The following is a 16,952-nucleotide window of genomic DNA, read 5'->3' as shown; positions in this document are numbered from 1 at the left end:
GCCTGAATGGCGGTTTAAAGGTGATTCAGGCACAGATAGAGGGGGCTGTGTTACTGATACAGACCCAGGTTTTCTTTGGCATAGGCTTCAAACTCGGTAAATCCGCCAATATGGCTTTGGTCAACAAAAATTTGTGGTACCGTCGGGCAAGGCTTGCCAGCGGACTTTTCCAGATCGGCCTTGCTCACACCTTCTTTAATGATGTCAATATAGCGAAATTTAAAATCGTCACGCTCATTCGTCAGGCGTTCGGCCAGGTCTTTAGCACGGACACAGTATGGGCAGCCTTCACGGCCAAAAATTACAGTAAACATCGGTTTCTCCAAATCATTTTGTTTGATGATCAGTATATCGGCCTGCGTACAAAATGAAACTGCCAAAAACCGATGACAGTGATTGAGAAAACCGATGATGCCTCAGGAACGATACACGGTTTTAATTAGGTGGTAACCAAATTTGGTTTTGACTGGGCCATGCACTTCATACAATGGCTTTTTAAAGACTACGTCATCGAATGCTTTCACCATGTCGCCTTTATTGAACTCACCTAAATCACCGCCACGCTTTTTCGATGGACATAATGAGTGCTGTTTGGCCAGCTTGTTAAAATCGCCGCCTTTGGCTAGTTTGGCTTTAATAGCCAGGCACTCTTTTTCGGTTTTAACTAAAATGTGGTAAGCGCAGGCTTTTGGCATGGACAGGATCTCCGGACAATCAAAGGCGCAGATCATGCAAGGAGAAGGCCGAAAACGCAAGTCTCATTTGTCTGCGTCCGGCCTTTTCAGGGGAATGTTAGAATGTAACGCTGAATCCTACCGAAGGTCGAAAGGAAAAATTATCATTCTTTTCGTCTATATACAGATCGTCTACGGATTTGACTTTGTCGTAATCGAGATCTATGGAGGCTGTATTATCCTGGCCATAGGTGTTCATTAGCTCGAAAATTAGTTTGCCATCGTTACCAAATATCTTAGTTTTTCGCTCGAAACGAATATCCAGGCGGTGGTAGACCTTGAACCGTTCTGAGAAAGGTTCACCATACACAGGTAAGAAACGACCATCGTGGTCGGGGTTTTCTCTGACCCCGACAATCGGGGTGTAGGCCTGACCACTGCGTGCTGTAAAGTTAAAGCCACCTTGCCATTTTTCATTGATTTCGTAGTGGAATACTGCATTAAACACCAAAGGCGTATCAGCGTAATAATCCCGGGTGATATTGCGGCTGAGGTCGGTGCGCTCACTCTTGGCATAGCTTAAAGCCACCCAGCCATACCAGTTATCGGTCTTATTCTTGTTGATCAGCAGATCCACACCGTAGGCGCGACCTTCAACGTCATTGTTATACAAATCTTCCGTATTAGGTCCGTCATCTATGGCCAGAGGAAGGTCGTCCATGGTTTTGTAATAGCCTTCGACTGACCAGCTCCATTCGTTGTCCAGCTCCTGACTAAAGCCAAGAGTGAAGTGATCTGCAACCTGAGATTTTAGTTTAGGGTTACCTATTTCCGGCAGGATATATTCTACATTTTGCATACGATTGTAGCGTCCTGCCTTGGCCGAAATGATACTGTTTTCAGTCACAAAGTAGCTCACCGCCAGACGAGGCGACGTGAAGGTTTCATCCGTGTATTTGTTGTGTTGGCTCTGCACGCCCAGCTCGCTCTGCCAGTCATCACTCAGTTGCCAGATATGCGCCAGGCCAACAAAGCCACTGTCGATATCTATGGTGCGCTTGCCGTTGATCCGCTCACCTTTTTTAAGATCGCAATCGGGGTCCAGTTCAGTGCACAAGTATTGGAAAGTGTCGTAGCTATATTCTGTTTCGTTATCAAAATAGGCTGCATCCACAACCAGTTGGTGGGCCGGATTAATACGATAGTTCAGACGAGCTTTGTAGGTGTACTGTTTTTCCGATTCTTCTTCAAAATAACCAGCAGTAACAGTCGCTCGACGACCATACTCAATTCGACCTGAATGGTTGAGCGCTCCTATACCTACACGCAGATGCAGCTTGTCATTATAGTAGTCCCACAATATATTTTGACTGTTAAATTCCCTAACAAAGCGCGCATCACCCTGATATTCAGGTGTTTTCTGCGCCACTTCGGAGCGCTCACTGAGTCCCGCCGCTGCGGAGTCTTCCGCACCCGTAAAGTTAAAAGTTAGCGTATTGTTGGCATTGATGTCCCACAGGAATTTACCCTGATAATCATGGTCATCCGGGGCATCATTAATGGTGATACCGGTTGGCTCGCCATCTTCATCTTTGAGCTCATCTCCCTCTTCGAAGAACAGGGGGAGGGTACTTTTTCGCCCCGATACATAGAAAGCCGTACTGTCGCTGAGCTGGCCTTCCACAAACACGCCAGCGTTGAACATGGTCAGGTCCAGCGTAGTGGTGATTGGCTGATACTTGGGATTGCGAAGCGTTACGTCAAAGACTGCGCCCGTTGCATTACTGTAGCTGCTGCCGTAGCCCGCAGAGTAGAGCTGGAAATTCTGAATGATATGGCGGTTAAATATTGAGCTGCCAAAATCATGGAAAATATAACCCGCAGGCATAAAGTCCACTTCGAATATGTTATCACTGGGGCTTGAGCCGCGTACGGCCGGTTCGCTCATTGAGCCGCCAGCAGCAACCACACCCGGTAGTGCATACACCGCCCGCAGCGGGTCACCCATGGCACCAGGCATTTCGATTAGTTTTTCTGTGTCTTCTGTGATCTCAGAGGTAATTGAGCTGCGTTTATAATGCACTTCGATGTGTTCCATGTCTGTGCTGGTGTTTGCTTGTGCCTGCAGTGCGATGCAAAGCATGATAGGCGACAGTGCAAACGTTTTGTTGAATGACGAGCGCGTCATGGTAGTCCCTTATTGAATCTAAGCTGAATATGAATGGGACTAGTGTATGAGAATAAATCGTACCTTTGTTTTACCTAAGGGTAAGAAATTGTCGATTACCCCTACATTTTCTTACACTTAGCTTCGTAGTTTGAGGATGTTAAAGTCTGGCACGTATTCCCAGCTCACTGGAGTAACCGACAGAGCGTTCGACTACTTTCAGGTCATCAGATAACACATAATAGGTGGGGTAAGCCTTAACCTTATAATCTGAAGCGGTATGACTGTTGCCGAGCAGTACAGGCATGCTCAGTGATAAATCTTCAACAAAGCTGCTGACCGCATCTGGATTGTCAAAATCCAGAGCAATGGCGACGGCGTTGACTTTGCCTTGCTCATGTAATTTATTGAGGTTAGGCATACTGTAGCGGCAAATACTGCACCAGGGGGCGAAAAAGTACACTACAGATTGCTGCCCTTGCAGAGACTTGATGGTGACTCGCTGTGTGGGTTGTTCGAGTAGAGGTAAAGAGAAATAAGGAGCAGGGGCTTTGCCATCGTCAGCCAGCATGCCCAGTTCCTGGTAGGCAGTGATAGCCAAAAAAACAATGGCAAAAATAATGAGTTGTAGAATTGTTTTTATCATGCGCGCTCGCAAATTTTAATCTCCGAGCGCGAGTATAAATAAAAAAACAGCAACAACACAATCAGTCGTAGATATTCTCTCCCAGATATCGTTTAGCTTTTTGTGGCTTGATCCGGGTCAGATCAACCAGCACCAGACCATCTATACAGTTGTTGAAGTCTGGATCTATGCTGAAGCTCAGGAAGTTCACCCCATCAGGTTCGCACAACTCGGTATATTGTTTAAACAAAGTCGGAACCTGGGCGCCCATATTGGCCATGATATGCTTGAGCTCTGCAAAGTCCTCTTTAGTGTCATTGCCACAAAATAGCTGAGCAAAGTCTTGTTGCTGCGAAGGTGTAAATTTAAATTCGTTTTTAGGGGTTGCCAGAGATGCCAGGTTGGAGAAGTAATGCTGATAGTGGTAAATCAGCATGGCTTTAGCCTTGTCTGGCAATGCATTGGATAAACTAACCGCGCCAAAAAGATAGCGATGCTGTGGGTAGCGTTTTACAAAAGCGCCAATCCCGTACCAGAGGTAATCCAGGCTCTTGCGCCCCCAGTATTTTGGTTGGACGAAACTGCGTCCCAATTCAAGACCATGCTCGAAGTAAGGTTGCATGTGCTCAGAATAATTAAACAAACTGGTAGTGTATAAGCCTTCCGCGCCCTGTGCGTTGATGACGGTTTGCGCACTGGCCAGTCGGTAAGCACCGACCAGCTCAAGTTGTTTCGCATCCCACAACACTAAATGTTGGTAATACATATCGTATTTGTCGATATCGCGGCGCTTACCACTGCCTTCTCCCACAGCACGAAAGGCTATTTCTCTGAGTCGCCCCAGTTCGCGAAAAATGGGCGAACTCCCCTGATATTGATAAAGGTAGATTTGCATGCCATCCTGGGTTTCACCGAGTCGCTCACACGTTTCAATCGCTTGTTTCAGCTCTTTTTTGCATTCAGGCACGGCAATGGGAGACTGGGTTTTCAGAGGTAAAGACTTTTTCGAAGCCAGCCGGTACAGCTGTTTGCGGATCAGCGCGACTATCTCTTTATCTTTGAGGTTTTCCAGCAAGTATGAAGCCGGTGGGATGCTTGCGCCAATTTCAAATTCGAGAGATTTTTGACGTTGCTTGAACATCTCCTTGACCAGCAACAGGCTGGCCAAGGGCTTGTAAATCATTGATGTACCGTAAAACAGTGGACTGTTCTTCGCTTTAATGAAAATAGGCAGAATAGGGCAGTTTGCTTTTTTGGCCATGCGCAAAAAGCCTGAATTCCACTTACAATCTTTGATACCGGTTGGCCCAAGTCGGGATACTTCTCCAGCAGGAAAGATCAATAATGCGCCCTCTTGTTTGAGGTGATGATGAATGTTGGCCAGCTCTTGTTTGCGACTCGCGCCAGACAAGTTGTCTACCGGCAACAGTAACGAGTGCATCGGCGTGAGGGACATTAACATTCGGTTGGCAACGACTTTCAGGTCAGGGCGTACCTGAGCCAGTACCTTAATCAGCGCAAGCGCATCTAATGATCCGATTGGATGATTGGCGACTATCACAACGCTGCCTTCGCTGGGAATATGTTCTATTTGTTTGGGTTTAAAACGCGCATCGAAATCTAACTCTTCCAGCACCTGCTCGACAAATTCAAGCCCTTGCAGGTGTGGGTAGGTATCAGCAAATGCCACAAATTCTTGTTCATGGAGGAGGTAACCCAGGCCTTTTTTTACCAGGCCTTTTACCTTAGGTGAGTTCTCTAATTGAGGCAGGTTTGCTTCAATGACCTTGTCAACACTGATCATATATTCATTCTCAAGTTCTATAACCGCTTTTCGTCAAGATTAAAAACTCTCTGTGACAAACAAGTTGCAACTGTATGTCAGTTTGATGGCCGTCGCGTAAGTACACGTGTAGGCGAGAATTTTGATACAGTGGCGCAAGGCAAAAATAGAACAAGGGGGAGCACATGGCACTATTAGTCTGTGTAACGGGCAGAGACAACAGTAAACTGTTAGCAGGATTACGAGAAAGCCTGCCAGATACTGATATCAGAGAGTGGCCACAATCGGGAGATTTGGCTGAGATTGAATTTGTGTTGGCCTGGAATGCGCCTGAGTCTTTATGGCAAAAGCTGCCTAATTTAAAAGTGGTGCAGTCATTTGGCGCGGGTGTAGATGGAATACCGCTAGCTGCATTGCCATCAGGGGTTCAGGTGTGTCGAATAGTAGACCCTGCGCTTGCGGATGATATGGCAGAATATGTGCTGGGACATGTGCTCGCTCACAAGCTGCGATTGAGACAATATTATCAACAACAACACCACCAACTCTGGCGTCCTAAGCGTGCCTGTAGCGGGAGTCGTGTGGGTATACTGGGACTTGGACAGCTTGGTCAAGTGGCCGCTACTAAGCTGAGCCAAAATGGCTTTGAGGTACTGGGCTGGTCACGGAGTGAAAAAAAGATACCGGGTATTACTACGTTTTGCGGGCAGGCGCAGCTAACTCGATTTGCCTCTCAGTGTGATTACCTTATCTGCTTGCTGCCTCTGACGGCGCAAACACACGGTATTTTAAATAAAACGCTGTTTGAGGCGATGCCAACGCATGGCGTACTGATTAACGTTGCCAGAGGCGCGCACCTCAATGAAACCGATCTGCTCCATGCGCTGGATACTGAGCAAATTGCAGCGGCTACGCTGGATGTTTTTGCATCAGAGCCGGTCGAACCAGAACATGCGTTTTGGCATCATTCGAAAATCACAATGACACCTCATGTGGCCGCGTTGACCAGTCTGAAAACGGCCATGGCCCAGATAGTTTCTAACATGCAAGCGATGCAAATGGGCAGGCCTTTATCACATTGTGTGGATATTAGTCTGGGTTATTGATCCACATATTGTTACTACTCACAAGAGCAACTAAGTGCTCTGTGAGGCCAATAGTATGACATCAATTATTGTGTAACCCGGAGCATGACGCGCTTCATTTTCCGGGTCATTGAATGCTGGACTGACGTGATACAGAATACTGTATAAAAAAACATCTTGTGACATCTGATTACATTCAGTAAGTTATGAAAAAATAATAATAAAGAGTCGCTTTTCATGAATGGTAATCAAGGTGGCGTTAAGCTCTCCGTTGTTTTATTTACAGTTATTATATTGGGTGTCATGGCGTGGTTTAATCAGGCCAATGCTGATTCCCCTCAGGCGACCCACCAGAATAATGAAGAAACAGTAATCACGACTTCTGAAAGCTAGCAAAAGATAGCAGTGCTGGCTGCTATCATCGTTTTGCATGCTTTTCTCGGTTCTCTACTTTTTTCTCTTCGCTCTTTTTCAGGAGCACATAAGTCGCACCATTTCCCCCATGGCAACTCAGCGCAGAATGAAAGGCGAGTATTTGCGGCATTTCCTGTAGCCATTTATTACAATAGCTTTTCAGAATGGCCGGAAAGGGTTTACTTTTCAGACCTATCCCGTGTCGTATCAACAGAACTCGAATGCTGCGTTGGTGGCAGTCGATGATGAAATCAAAGAGCGATTTCCTGGCTTCACGAAAAGGTTTGCCGTGTAGATCCAGAGTTGCGTCAATTTGATACTTACCCAACCTGAGATTTTTGAATACACCTTGTTGCACCCCATCTTTTTTGTAACTAAGCAGGTCATGGGGATCAAGCAAGTCTACATACTCAGTGGAGAGAAAATTAGGATCGAAGTCTTGTTCCTGCTCAGCGGCTTCCCGACGTGCTAGCTGCGCCAGTGTAGGCTCGTTTTGTTGACGCCTGAGCTCCGCTTTTTTGTCTTGTGCTAAGGGGACGACGTCCCCCATTGAGGCGAGAAAAAGTTCTTCATCTGTCATGGCCATACTGCGTCTCCAAAACCAATGGGTGTGGCCAGATTGTAGCGCAGGCTCAGAAATTAGAAAATATCTTTAAGCCTCGTTGCTCAGTTTACGTCCTGCCGTCAAAATGATGCGGCAGGACTGCCTACACTAAGGCGTATTATACTGCTCGTGGGTAAAGAGCTTAAACAGATAAAATGAATTAATCAGAATCAAACCCAGGTTTGAGATCACCGACGTGTTCATCAGATCGAGGCTGAACAAAATAAACAGGATGCTACAGGTCGCCAATGCCGCGCCACGCAGCAAGGTTTTATGGTTAATAAAAAAGGCACCAAATCCTAGCACTAGCAGTAATAAATTAAGTAGCCAGTCAAATTCGTTCGGCATGATCGTCAAAGTACTCCAGGTTGTTCAATAAAGGGGCGCCATTATGCGCCCCAACCTCAGTCTCTTCAAACGAGTATTTTTATATTTTTCGGATTAGTTTTTCTAATCAAAAATTAGCTTCATTACGGCAGAGATAAAACCTTGCTGTTCGATGATTTGGTATTTCTGACAAGAATCCGGGTCGCGCTCATCCTGGCACAAGTAAAGCGTGTTTCGTTCTAAGGCCGGCCGGATGTGCAGGTTCGAGTCAAACAAAATAGGGTCTATCCCTGGTAAACCGGGCCAATAGACACTTTGCGCGACCAGTCCGAGCTTTTCATAGGTGATAAGTTTAGGCTTGGGGAAAACAATAATGAGGAGTAAGACCACGGCGGCGATAATCCAGCGCGTTTTGTTTGGTTTGGCTTCTTCTTGTTGTGCAGCGGCAAGTTGTGCTTGTTGTTGAAGTTGCTGTTGTTGTAATGCTCTTTGTTGTTGAGGTGATAAGCGTTTTTTTTGTGTCGGTCGTTTGTTCTTGGACCTGGCATCTACCTGATTGAGCAATGCCTGTTTTTTTGGTCTTTGTGCCATGCTTTGCTATAGCCTTTTGTTTGCAGGACTCTATAATAGTTCTATGCTAATAATAGCGCATTTCAATTGACTAGCCCACGGGAAAGGATATGGAACAACAAATCTCTATATTAATTGTTGATGACGTAGGCACTGTTCGCAGTTTCTTGCATCAGACTCTGATGCACTTGGGCATCGATAACGTAAAAGAAGCGTCAACGGCGAAACAGTGTATTGCTGCATGCGAAGAGCAGCACTTCGATATCGTGTTTTTGGATATCGAACTTCCTGATGGAGATGGCAAAGAGCTGATCGCTGAGCTGGCTGAAATTAACCCGGATATTAATGTGGTTATGGTGTCGGCACACTCAACGGTTGATAACGTTAAGGATGCGATTGAACGGGGAGCCAAGGGGTTTGTGGTTAAACCATTTTCACCCAAGAAAATAGCCGCAATGTTGAAAAAGTTCTATCCCAAACTCGAGTTAGCCTAACTTATGCTGAAATCAGGGTGGCGTGTATTATTCACCCTGTGGTACCGCCGTGGGTAGTTTTGGCAGTCCGGCGACTGCTATGTGTTTTGCCCACTTCAGGGCTAACTCTCAGGCATAAAAAAACCGACTTACGTCGGCTTTTTCATATCCAAATCCACAATTATAGTGCTTTGATTTTAGCAGCTAGGCGGCTCTTATGACGAGCAGCTTTGTTTTTGTGGATAAGACCTTTAGTTGCGTAACGGTCCAGGATAGGTGTAGCGACAGCGAAAGCTTGCTGTGCAGCTTCTTTGTCACCAGCTTCAATTGCAGCGATTACTTTTTTGAAGTAAGTACGCATCATTGAACGACGGCTTGCGTTGTGCTGACGACGTTTTTCGCTAGTGATAGCGCGTTTTTTTGCAGACTTGATGTTAGCCAAGGTATGCTCCTAACAATCTTAAAATAAGCTTAGTTTAAAGGCCGAGGAATATGCCCTTTTTATTCTTTAAAGTCAATAAAAATTCCCCTCGGCTGGTCAATTTGTTTGCATATCGTGCTTGTCCCTAGCCCCTCGCAGCCATAAGCGGCTAGTTGGGTTGCACGATAGCGAGTCTGAAACGATTGGGATAATCACAATCTCAGATCTTATACCAAGTTAGCACCTATCTGGGCACACCGCTTGGCACACTGCCGACATTGTAGCAAATCCCCCACCACTCTACTAGAGTGTTTGTGTTGTTCCTTTATGGCGGGCTCGCGTTGAGGGGAACTTGTTAGATGTATATCTATGCCCATCTGAGTGGCGTTTACTTAGCTATGTCTAACTGGTGTGTGAGTATTTATCTGGACTGGCTTATGGCATAATTCCGCGCAAATAAGACTATGAGGAAATCGAGTGGCGAAGGGGTTATTTAAATCGGGCATGATAGTGAGTGCGATGACCATGATATCCCGTGTGATGGGGCTGGTCAGAGACGCGGTAGTGGCAAACTTGCTCGGGGCAGGGCTTGCCGCAGATGTGTTTTTATTTGCAAATCGCATCCCGAACTTTATGCGTCGCCTTTTTGCCGAGGGTGCTTTTGCTCAGGCATTTGTGCCAGTACTCGCTGAGATAAAAGAGCAACATGGAGATGACAAGGTTCGGCTATTTGTTGCACAAGCCGCAGGGACCTTGGGTACCATTCTCATGCTGGTGACTTTGATTGGCGTCATCGGTTCACCTGTCATAGCCGGGCTGTTCGGGACAAGTTGGTTTATTGACTGGTGGCAGGGGGGGGAAAATGCAGAAAAGTTTGTGCTGGCCAGTGCCTTGTTAAAGCTGACTTTTCCATATCTGTTCTTTATCTCTTTGGTTGCACTGAGTGGCGCAGTACTGAATGTGTATAACCGCTTCTCTGTGGCGGCATTCACACCTGTGTTATTGAATATCTCTATCATTGGCAGTGCACTTTTGCTCCACGACCAGTTTGAGCAGGGTGCATATGCTTTGGCCATCGGTGTGTTTCTGGGCGGGCTGGTGCAATTTTTATTTCAACTGCCCTTTCTGGCCCGCCTCGGCATGTTGTCAAGGCCCACATTTGCCTGGCATGCACCTGAGGTAGTAAAAGTTCGTAAACTGATGCTCCCGGCTATGTTTGGGGTATCTGTCAGTCAGATCAATCTGCTGCTTGATACTATTATTGCTGCGGCATTGGCAACCGGGTCTATCGCCTGGTTATATTTTGCTGACAGGCTAATTGAGTTTCCACTTGGATTGTTCGGCATTGGTATTGCTACTGTGATTTTACCTGCATTGTCTAAGCTCCATGCAAAAGATAGTATTCAGGAATTTCAGCAAACACTGGACTGGGGTGTTCGATTCGTGCTGTTTCTGGGGATCCCTGCGATGGCCGGATTGATACTCATCAGTCCGATCATTATCTCTGTTTTGTTTGGTCATGGCGCGTTTGTTGAGAGCGAGCAGGACAACATTGGTGCTGTAAGCGGCGCCGTTACGGCCTATTCGGTTGGTCTGGTCAGTTTCATGTTAATTAAAGTTCTGGCCCCCGGTTTTTTTGCCCGCCAAGATACGAAAACTCCCGTAAAAATCGGTATCATTGCGATGTCACTCAACATGCTGTTTAACCTGATGCTTGCGCCTTTTATTGGTTATCTCGGCTTAGCACTGGCAACGGCATTATCAGCCACCTGTAATGCCGCGTTGTTATATCGATATCTCAATCAGGCTGGGGTATATCGAGTATCGGGCTTCACCCTGACATTTGCTGCTAAATGTCTGCTCGCAAGTGTCGTGATGTCGGGTGTCTTATTGTGGCTGGATAAAGTGTTGCCATGGCAGGGGCGAGCATTCATGGAGCAAATCGGTATATTGGGTCTACAATTGATGGCCGCAATACTGACTTACTTCGTTGTTATGTACCTTACAGGGGTTCGACTGAGTACGATTAGGGATAGTTCTGCCGTTCCTGCAAGCACTGCGTAGGCATTATTCGCATTTGCCGGGAACTTGGGTATAATCGGGCTTTTATACTGCTTTAGTAATCACAGGTGTTAGTTGTATGCAATTGATCAGAGGGATCCATAATATTCGACCCCACCACTATGGCTGTGTGTTGACGATAGGAAACTTTGATGGCGTACATTTGGGGCACACCGAAGTGCTAAAAGGCCTGGTGGAAGATGCTCGGGTACATAACCTGCCAAGTACGGTTATGCTGTTTGAGCCACAACCACAAGAGTTTTTTGCCAAACAGCAAGCGCCAGCGCGGTTGACCCGATTGAGAGATAAGCTCGCATTATTGGCGGACATTGGTATTGAACGTGTGATTTGTGTCAGTTTTAATGCGCGATTTGCTAACTTTCAGGCCGAAGAGTTTGTCCGTGAAGTGCTGAGCGCAAAATTGGGTGTCAGAGCCCTGACCGTTGGTGATGACTTCCGCTTTGGCAAAGGCCGGGTCGGGGACTTTTCGATGTTGCAGCGACTGGGTCGTGAGTTGAACATGAAAGTGACGGACACGCAGAGCTTCAGACAAAGGAATAGCCGGGTCAGTAGCACTCTGATCCGTGCTGCACTGGCTGAAGGCGATGTTGGGCTGGCCCATGAAATGCTAGGCCACACTTATGCGATTTCAGGGCGGGTGATCCATGGCTGGAAAAAAGGCCGTGAGTTGGGGTTTAAAACCGCCAATGTAGCGCTTAAACGCCAGGTTAGCCCTGTTCAGGGCGTGTTTGCAGTGCGTGTCAGGGTGCATGACATTGTTTACTGTGGTGTTGCCAACGTTGGTACAAAGCCCACCTTGAATGGTAAGCGAGCCTTACTAGAGGTACATATTTTCAACTTTGACCAGGAAATTTATGGTCAATTCATAAAAGTGGAGCTGCTCCATAAGCTCCGTGATGAACAAAAATTTGAGTCATTGCAGCAGTTAACTGAGCAAATTGCTCAGGACGTCATTGCTGCAAAACACTTTTTTCAATAATTTTAAGTAGCCGATACGGAAAGTAAAGTAAATGAGCGACTACAAGCATACGTTAAATCTACCGGAAACTGAGTTTCCAATGCGTGGCAATTTGGCACAACGCGAGCCCAAAATGCTTAAAAAATGGTACGAGCAAGACCTGTATGGTCAGATCCGCAATGCCAAAAAAGGCAAAAAGCCATTTATTTTGCATGATGGCCCTCCTTACGCCAATGGTAATATTCACTTAGGTCACTCTGTAAATAAAATTCTTAAAGATATTATTATTAAGTCAAAGACACTTTCCGACTTCGACGCACCATACGTGCCGGGCTGGGACTGTCACGGGCTACCGATTGAGCTACAAGTTGAGAAAAAAGTTGGTAAGCCAGGTAAAAAAGTATCTGTTGCTGAGTTTCGTGAAAAGTGTCGTGACTACGCGCGTAAACAAGTAGACGGACAAAAGACAGACTTTAAACGTCTGGGCGTTTTGGGTGACTGGGATCGCCCTTACCTGACAATGAACTTTGATTTCGAAGCTAATGCACTACGTGTGTTAGGTCGCATCATTAAAAATGGTCATCTGCACAAAGGGGCTAAGCCTGTTCATTGGTGTACAGACTGTGGCTCGGCTTTGGCGGAAGCGGAAGTAGAGTATCAGGACAAACAATCTCCTGCGATTGATGTTAAGTTCGATTTTGTCGATGAACAGGCGTTAGTAAGCGCCTTTGCATTGGATGACGAACATCAGGGTAGCGGTGCTGTCAGCACTGTGATCTGGACAACGACTCCTTGGACCCTGCCTGCCAACCGCGCAGTGGCTGTTCATGGTGGACTTGAGTACGCGTTGGTACAAATCGAAGATGAAGGCCAAGAGCAACGTATGGTTTTGGGCTCAGAGCTAGTTAAAGATGCGATGGACCGGTTTGGGTTTAATCGTTATCACGTGCTGGGCTATGCCAAAGGCGCGGTGCTTGAAAACCTGCGTGTTGCGCATCCTTTCTATGACTTTGACGTACCAGTCATCCTGGGTGAGCACGTAACAACTGATTCAGGTACTGGTATTGTTCACACCGCACCTGGCCATGGCCCAGAGGATTTTGCAGCAGGTCAGGCTTATGATCTGGAAGTGGCAAATCCGGTGGGGGCAAATGGTGTATTCCTGCCAGATACGCCAGTGTTCGCCGGTCAGCATGTGTTTAAAGCAAATGATGCCATTATTGAGCATTTAAAAGAAAAAGGTGCTTTGGTTCATCATCATGCTATGACTCACAGTTACCCACACTGCTGGCGTCACAAAACGCCGATTATCTTCCGTGCGACACCACAATGGTTCGTTAGCATGGATCAGGCGAACTTGCGCCAGGATTCTATGGCAGAAATTAGCAAAACTCAGTGGATCCCTGAGTGGGGTGAAAACCGTATTGCAAACATGGTTGAAGGACGCCCGGACTGGTGTATCTCTCGTCAGCGTACTTGGGGTGTACCAATCGCTTTGTTTGTTGACAAAGATACAGGTGCACTGCACCCGCACACCGAGACCTTGATTGAAGAAGTCGCTAAGCTGGTTGAACAAAAAGGCATTCAAGCCTGGTATGACCTTGAGCCTGCAACTTTGCTTAACGAGGCTGATGCGCAACAGTATGTCAAAGTACAGGATACGCTGGACGTGTGGTTCGATTCAGGCGTAACTCATGCCTGTGTTGTAGATGCGCGCGAAGAGCTGAGTGGTCCAGCTGATCTTTATCTGGAAGGATCGGATCAGCACCGTGGTTGGTTCATGTCGTCGATGATGACTTCCGTGGCCATCAACGGCCATGCACCTTACCGTCAGGTTCTGACACATGGCTTCACTGTGGACGAGAAAGGCCACAAAATGTCAAAGTCGCTGGGTAACGTGATTTCACCTCAGGACATCATGAATAAGCTGGGTGCAGATATTCTTCGTCTGTGGGTCGCTTCAACTGATTACACGGCTGAAATGACAGTTTCAGATCAGATTTTCAAGCGTGCCGCAGACCGTTATCGTCGTATCCGTAACACCAGTCGTTACCTGCTGTCGAACCTGAGCGGTTTTAACCCTGCAACGGACTTGGTGGCTGTTGAAGATATGATTGAGCTGGACCGCTGGATTGTTAGCCGTGCAGCGCAATTACAGCAGGAGATAGTAGAGGCGTACGATAACTATCAAATGCTGGTTGTAACACAGAAACTCATGAATTTCTGTACCGGAGAACTCGGTTCTTTCTATCTTGACGTGATTAAAGACCGTCAGTACACCGCTAAGAGTGACAGCCATGCGCGTCGTTCTTGTCAAAGTGCGCTATATCATATTGCGGAAGCCATGACACGCTGGATGGCGCCTATCATGAGCTTTACTGCTCAGGAAATCTGGGAAGTATTGCCAGGTGAGCGTGGCGAGTTTGTCTTTACTGATGTCTGGTACGATGGCCTGACACAGGTGAGCGAAGGTCAACTGAGTAATGATTTCTGGCAAGAGCTATTGGCCGTTCGCGATGAAGTGAACAAGGTGCTGGAAAGTGCGCGTAAAGAAGAGATCATCGGCGCGACCTTACAGGCGGAAGTAACACTTTACACTGGGGGTGACCTGGCTGAGAAACTGCAAACCCTGCAAGACGAATTGCGATTTGTGTTGCTAACGTCTAAAGCTCAGGTGGAAGTGGTGAATGCTAAGCCAGAAGGCGCAGTTTCAACGGAGATTGACGGTTTGTTTATCTCAGTGACGGCAACACAGGCACCTAAGTGTGACCGTTGTTGGCACCATTGTGAGGATGTAGGTCAGCACGATGCGCATCCTGAGTTGTGTGGCCGTTGTGTGACCAATGTTGACGGCGCTGGTGAACAGCGTCAGTTTGCTTAACCTAGGAGTATTACATGACCAAATCGACCGAGCGTAGTGGTCTGGTGTGGTTGTGGCTGAGTCTACTGCTTTTTGCAGTAGACTTCGGCACGAAAGCACTGGTAGTCGAAAATATGCGACTCTATGAGTCTATTGAGTTGCTGCCATTTTTTAATTTTACCTATATGCACAACTATGGCGCAGCGTTCAGCTTTTTAAGTGAGGCGGGCGGTTGGCAACGTTGGTTCTTGAGTGCAATTGCCGTGGCCATCAGTGGCTTGCTCGTGTATTGGTTGAAGAAGTTACCTGCCAATAACTGGTTATTGTGTAGTGCATACGCGCTCGTTTTGTCTGGTGCTTTAGGTAACCTGTATGACCGGGTTACTTTAGGCTATGTGGTTGACTTTTTACACTTTTATTATCAAGACTGGCATTACCCGGCATTTAATGTGGCAGATATGGCCATTGTTGGCGGTGCTGGTTTATTGTTATTTGACGCCATTTTTGGTGACAACGCGGATACGCAGGAGAAAAAGGCATGAGCGAGCAGCTAATAGGCCCACAATCTGAAGTTTTATTTCATTTTTCGATAAAACTGGCTGACGGATCTGCAGCGGACTCAACGAAAGTGCATGATAAGCCTGCAAAGCTCTTTATGGGCGATGGCAGCCTGACGGAGAACTTTGAGAAGTGCTTATTAGGACTGCAAGCGGGCGACAGCAAATCGTTCGAGCTTGAGCCACAAGATGCCTTTGGGATGCCAAACCCGGATAATATCTATTATGTTGACCGCAGTAAGTTTGGTGCTGATACGCCTGCGGAAGTAGGCAGTATTATTGCGTTTACTCAGCCTGATGGCACTGAGCTTCCTGGCCTGGTACGTGAAGTTGCCGGTGATTCAGTGACAGTCGACTTTAACCACCCACTGGCCGGGCAAAAGGTGACCTTTGAAGTCGATATTTTAGAGGTAAAAAACTAATGGAGATCTTACTCGCCAATCCGCGTGGCTTTTGTGCCGGGGTTGATCGCGCTATTAGTATTGTTGAGCGTGCACTCGATATCTTTGAAAAACCGATTTATGTTCGTCATGAAGTTGTACACAACAAGTATGTGGTTGACGGATTGCGCGCTCGTGGGGCGGTATTTGTGGAAGAGCTGGACCAGGTGCCTGATGACAGTATTGTGATCTTTAGTGCGCATGGCGTGTCACAGCAGGTGCGACAGGAAGCCAAACGTCGTGAACTGAAAGTATTTGATGCAACATGTCCTCTGGTCACAAAAGTACATATGGAAGTCACACGTGCAAGCCGAAAAGGCACTGAATGTATCCTCATCGGTCATCATGGGCACCCGGAAGTAGAAGGCACTATGGGTCAATACAATAACTCGGCGGGCGGGATTTACCTGGTTGAAACTCCAGAAGACGTTGCAACGCTTGAGGTGAAAGATCCCAGTAACCTGTTTTACTGCAGTCAGACGACCTTGTCAGTGGATGATACCTCAGATGTGATTGAAGCACTGCGTGAGAAATTTCCACAGATCCATGGTCCCCGCAAAGATGATATTTGCTATGCCACACAAAATCGTCAGGATGCAGTGAGAGATTTGGCTAACAAGGTCGACTTGCTACTTGTGGTCGGAGCGAAGAACAGCTCCAACTCCAATCGATTACGTGAGCTGGCAGACAAAATGGGCACCCGGGCCTTTTTGATTGACGACGATCAGTGTCTGGAAGCAAGTTGGTTTGAAGGGGTTGGCAAAGTTGGTGTTACCGCTGGCGCATCTGCACCTGAAGTGTTGGTACAGCAAGTGATTGCTCGCCTTAAAGCGCTGGGTGGACAAACCGTCGTGGAAAACCCTGGGCAGGAAGAAAACGTGGTTTTCGCTGTTCCTGTAGAGCTTAGGTAAT

General features: G+C 47.0%; 18 protein-coding genes. 9 read left to right on the top strand and 9 right to left on the bottom strand.

From position 1 onward, the window contains the following. Positions 1-50: 50 nt before the first annotated feature. The 5 genes from CWC22_RS13825 to CWC22_RS13805 form a co-directional block, all read right to left on the bottom strand. Positions 51-314: a GrxA family glutaredoxin gene (locus tag CWC22_RS13825; protein WP_049866370.1), complete on the bottom strand. Its 264-nt coding sequence runs from the start codon at positions 312-314 to the stop codon at positions 51-53. Between the two features lie 102 nt (positions 315-416). Then, entirely contained in the window at positions 417-695 is a 279-nt protein-coding gene (locus CWC22_RS13820) for a peptidylprolyl isomerase (RefSeq protein WP_010382504.1), read from the bottom strand. A 97-nt stretch (positions 696-792) separates the two neighbouring features. Beyond that, a complete protein-coding gene (locus tag CWC22_RS13815; protein ID WP_138537615.1) occupies positions 793-2,862 on the bottom strand; it encodes a TonB-dependent receptor plug domain-containing protein in 2,070 nt (689 codons plus the stop codon). A gap of 139 nt (positions 2,863-3,001) precedes the next feature. Then, positions 3,002-3,487, bottom strand: coding sequence for a TlpA family protein disulfide reductase (locus CWC22_RS13810; RefSeq protein WP_010382502.1), 486 nt, complete (start codon positions 3,485-3,487; stop codon positions 3,002-3,004). A 61-nt stretch (positions 3,488-3,548) separates the two neighbouring features. Then, complete coding sequence (locus CWC22_RS13805; protein WP_125560015.1) at positions 3,549-5,270, bottom strand: GNAT family N-acyltransferase; 1,722 nt, start codon at positions 5,268-5,270, stop codon at positions 3,549-3,551. Between the two features lie 164 nt (positions 5,271-5,434). Between CWC22_RS13805 and CWC22_RS13800 the strand changes: the two genes are divergently transcribed. Continuing rightward, positions 5,435-6,355, top strand: a complete 921-nt coding sequence (locus CWC22_RS13800) for a 2-hydroxyacid dehydrogenase (protein ID WP_125560017.1) — start codon at positions 5,435-5,437, stop codon at positions 6,353-6,355. A 216-nt stretch (positions 6,356-6,571) separates the two neighbouring features. Then, positions 6,572-6,727: a hypothetical protein gene (locus CWC22_RS13795; RefSeq protein WP_164517523.1), complete on the top strand. Its 156-nt coding sequence runs from the start codon at positions 6,572-6,574 to the stop codon at positions 6,725-6,727. A gap of 25 nt (positions 6,728-6,752) precedes the next feature. On the opposite strand, the gene smrA is transcribed toward CWC22_RS13795, so the two are convergent. The 3 genes from smrA to CWC22_RS13780 all read right to left on the bottom strand — a co-directional run bounded on the left by smrA (position 6,753) and on the right by CWC22_RS13780 (position 8,270). Then, a complete protein-coding gene (gene smrA, locus CWC22_RS13790; protein ID WP_125560019.1) occupies positions 6,753-7,334 on the bottom strand; it encodes a DNA endonuclease SmrA in 582 nt (193 codons plus the stop codon). Between the two features lie 126 nt (positions 7,335-7,460). Continuing rightward, positions 7,461-7,700 (bottom strand): hypothetical protein, encoded by a 240-nt coding sequence (locus CWC22_RS13785; RefSeq protein WP_010382493.1) that lies wholly within the window; start codon positions 7,698-7,700, stop codon positions 7,461-7,463. A 102-nt stretch (positions 7,701-7,802) separates the two neighbouring features. Beyond that, positions 7,803-8,270, bottom strand: a complete 468-nt coding sequence (locus CWC22_RS13780) for a hypothetical protein (protein WP_125560021.1) — start codon at positions 8,268-8,270, stop codon at positions 7,803-7,805. A gap of 89 nt (positions 8,271-8,359) precedes the next feature. Between CWC22_RS13780 and CWC22_RS13775 the strand changes: the two genes are divergently transcribed. Then, positions 8,360-8,743 carry a response regulator gene (locus CWC22_RS13775; RefSeq protein WP_049864014.1) on the top strand — a complete coding sequence of 128 codons (384 nt, stop codon included), beginning with the start codon at positions 8,360-8,362 and terminating at the stop codon, positions 8,741-8,743. Positions 8,744-8,903: 160 nt separating this feature from the next. Here the strand turns inward: CWC22_RS13775 and rpsT are convergent, their stop codons facing one another. Then, the gene (gene rpsT, locus CWC22_RS13770; protein ID WP_010382487.1) at positions 8,904-9,164 is read right to left on the bottom strand and encodes a 30S ribosomal protein S20; all 261 of its coding nucleotides are present in this window, start codon (positions 9,162-9,164) and stop codon (positions 8,904-8,906) included. A 456-nt stretch (positions 9,165-9,620) separates the two neighbouring features. Here rpsT and murJ point away from each other — a divergent pair, with 456 nt between their 5' ends. From murJ to ispH, 6 genes are all read left to right on the top strand, one after another. Further along, positions 9,621-11,207 carry a murein biosynthesis integral membrane protein MurJ gene (gene murJ, locus CWC22_RS13765; RefSeq protein ID WP_268253637.1) on the top strand — a complete coding sequence of 529 codons (1,587 nt, stop codon included), beginning with the start codon at positions 9,621-9,623 and terminating at the stop codon, positions 11,205-11,207. 76 nt (positions 11,208-11,283) lie between these two features. Then, positions 11,284-12,204 (top strand): bifunctional riboflavin kinase/FAD synthetase, encoded by a 921-nt coding sequence (ribF, locus tag CWC22_RS13760; protein WP_125560023.1) that lies wholly within the window; start codon positions 11,284-11,286, stop codon positions 12,202-12,204. A 31-nt stretch (positions 12,205-12,235) separates the two neighbouring features. After that, positions 12,236-15,064, top strand: a complete 2,829-nt coding sequence (gene ileS, locus CWC22_RS13755) for an isoleucine--tRNA ligase (RefSeq protein ID WP_138537614.1) — start codon at positions 12,236-12,238, stop codon at positions 15,062-15,064. A gap of 14 nt (positions 15,065-15,078) precedes the next feature. Next, positions 15,079-15,585, top strand: a complete 507-nt coding sequence (gene lspA / locus CWC22_RS13750) for a signal peptidase II (protein ID WP_125560027.1) — start codon at positions 15,079-15,081, stop codon at positions 15,583-15,585. Continuing rightward, on the top strand, positions 15,582-16,022 hold the full coding sequence (gene fkpB, locus CWC22_RS13745; RefSeq protein ID WP_010382474.1) for an FKBP-type peptidyl-prolyl cis-trans isomerase: 441 nt from the start codon (positions 15,582-15,584) through the stop codon (positions 16,020-16,022). Before lspA ends, fkpB begins: the two co-directional genes overlap by 4 nt. Next, entirely contained in the window at positions 16,022-16,951 is a 930-nt protein-coding gene (gene ispH, locus CWC22_RS13740; protein WP_125560029.1) for a 4-hydroxy-3-methylbut-2-enyl diphosphate reductase, read from the top strand. The genes fkpB and ispH overlap by 1 nt, the downstream gene beginning before the upstream one ends. The last annotated feature ends 1 nt before the right edge of the window (position 16,952 follow it).

Source organism: Pseudoalteromonas rubra, from assembly GCF_005886805.2.
In the GTDB taxonomy this organism is placed as follows: Bacteria; Pseudomonadota; Gammaproteobacteria; order Enterobacterales; family Alteromonadaceae; genus Pseudoalteromonas; species Pseudoalteromonas rubra_D.
This window is presented reverse-complemented; position numbering and strand designations above follow the sequence as displayed.

Excerpts from the sequence above, each read along its gene's own strand:
- CWC22_RS13825 (WP_049866370.1), bottom strand. The coding sequence starts at position 314 with ATGTTTACTGTAATTTTTGGCCGTGAAGGCTGCCCATACTGTGTCCGT.
- CWC22_RS13820 (WP_010382504.1), bottom strand. The coding sequence starts at position 695 with ATGCCAAAAGCCTGCGCTTACCACATTTTAGTTAAAACCGAAAAAGAG.
- CWC22_RS13815 (WP_138537615.1), bottom strand. The coding sequence starts at position 2,862 with ATGACGCGCTCGTCATTCAACAAAACGTTTGCACTGTCGCCTATCATG.
- CWC22_RS13810 (WP_010382502.1), bottom strand. The coding sequence starts at position 3,487 with ATGATAAAAACAATTCTACAACTCATTATTTTTGCCATTGTTTTTTTG.
- CWC22_RS13805 (WP_125560015.1), bottom strand. The coding sequence starts at position 5,270 with ATGATCAGTGTTGACAAGGTCATTGAAGCAAACCTGCCTCAATTAGAG.
- CWC22_RS13800 (WP_125560017.1), top strand. The coding sequence starts at position 5,435 with ATGGCACTATTAGTCTGTGTAACGGGCAGAGACAACAGTAAACTGTTA.
- CWC22_RS13795 (WP_164517523.1), top strand. The coding sequence starts at position 6,572 with ATGAATGGTAATCAAGGTGGCGTTAAGCTCTCCGTTGTTTTATTTACA.
- smrA (WP_125560019.1), bottom strand. The coding sequence starts at position 7,334 with ATGGCCATGACAGATGAAGAACTTTTTCTCGCCTCAATGGGGGACGTC.
- CWC22_RS13785 (WP_010382493.1), bottom strand. The coding sequence starts at position 7,700 with ATGCCGAACGAATTTGACTGGCTACTTAATTTATTACTGCTAGTGCTA.
- CWC22_RS13780 (WP_125560021.1), bottom strand. The coding sequence starts at position 8,270 with ATGGCACAAAGACCAAAAAAACAGGCATTGCTCAATCAGGTAGATGCC.
- CWC22_RS13775 (WP_049864014.1), top strand. The coding sequence starts at position 8,360 with ATGGAACAACAAATCTCTATATTAATTGTTGATGACGTAGGCACTGTT.
- ribF (WP_125560023.1), top strand. The coding sequence starts at position 11,284 with ATGCAATTGATCAGAGGGATCCATAATATTCGACCCCACCACTATGGC.
- ileS (WP_138537614.1), top strand. The coding sequence starts at position 12,236 with ATGAGCGACTACAAGCATACGTTAAATCTACCGGAAACTGAGTTTCCA.
- lspA (WP_125560027.1), top strand. The coding sequence starts at position 15,079 with ATGACCAAATCGACCGAGCGTAGTGGTCTGGTGTGGTTGTGGCTGAGT.
- fkpB (WP_010382474.1), top strand. The coding sequence starts at position 15,582 with ATGAGCGAGCAGCTAATAGGCCCACAATCTGAAGTTTTATTTCATTTT.
- ispH (WP_125560029.1), top strand. The coding sequence starts at position 16,022 with ATGGAGATCTTACTCGCCAATCCGCGTGGCTTTTGTGCCGGGGTTGAT.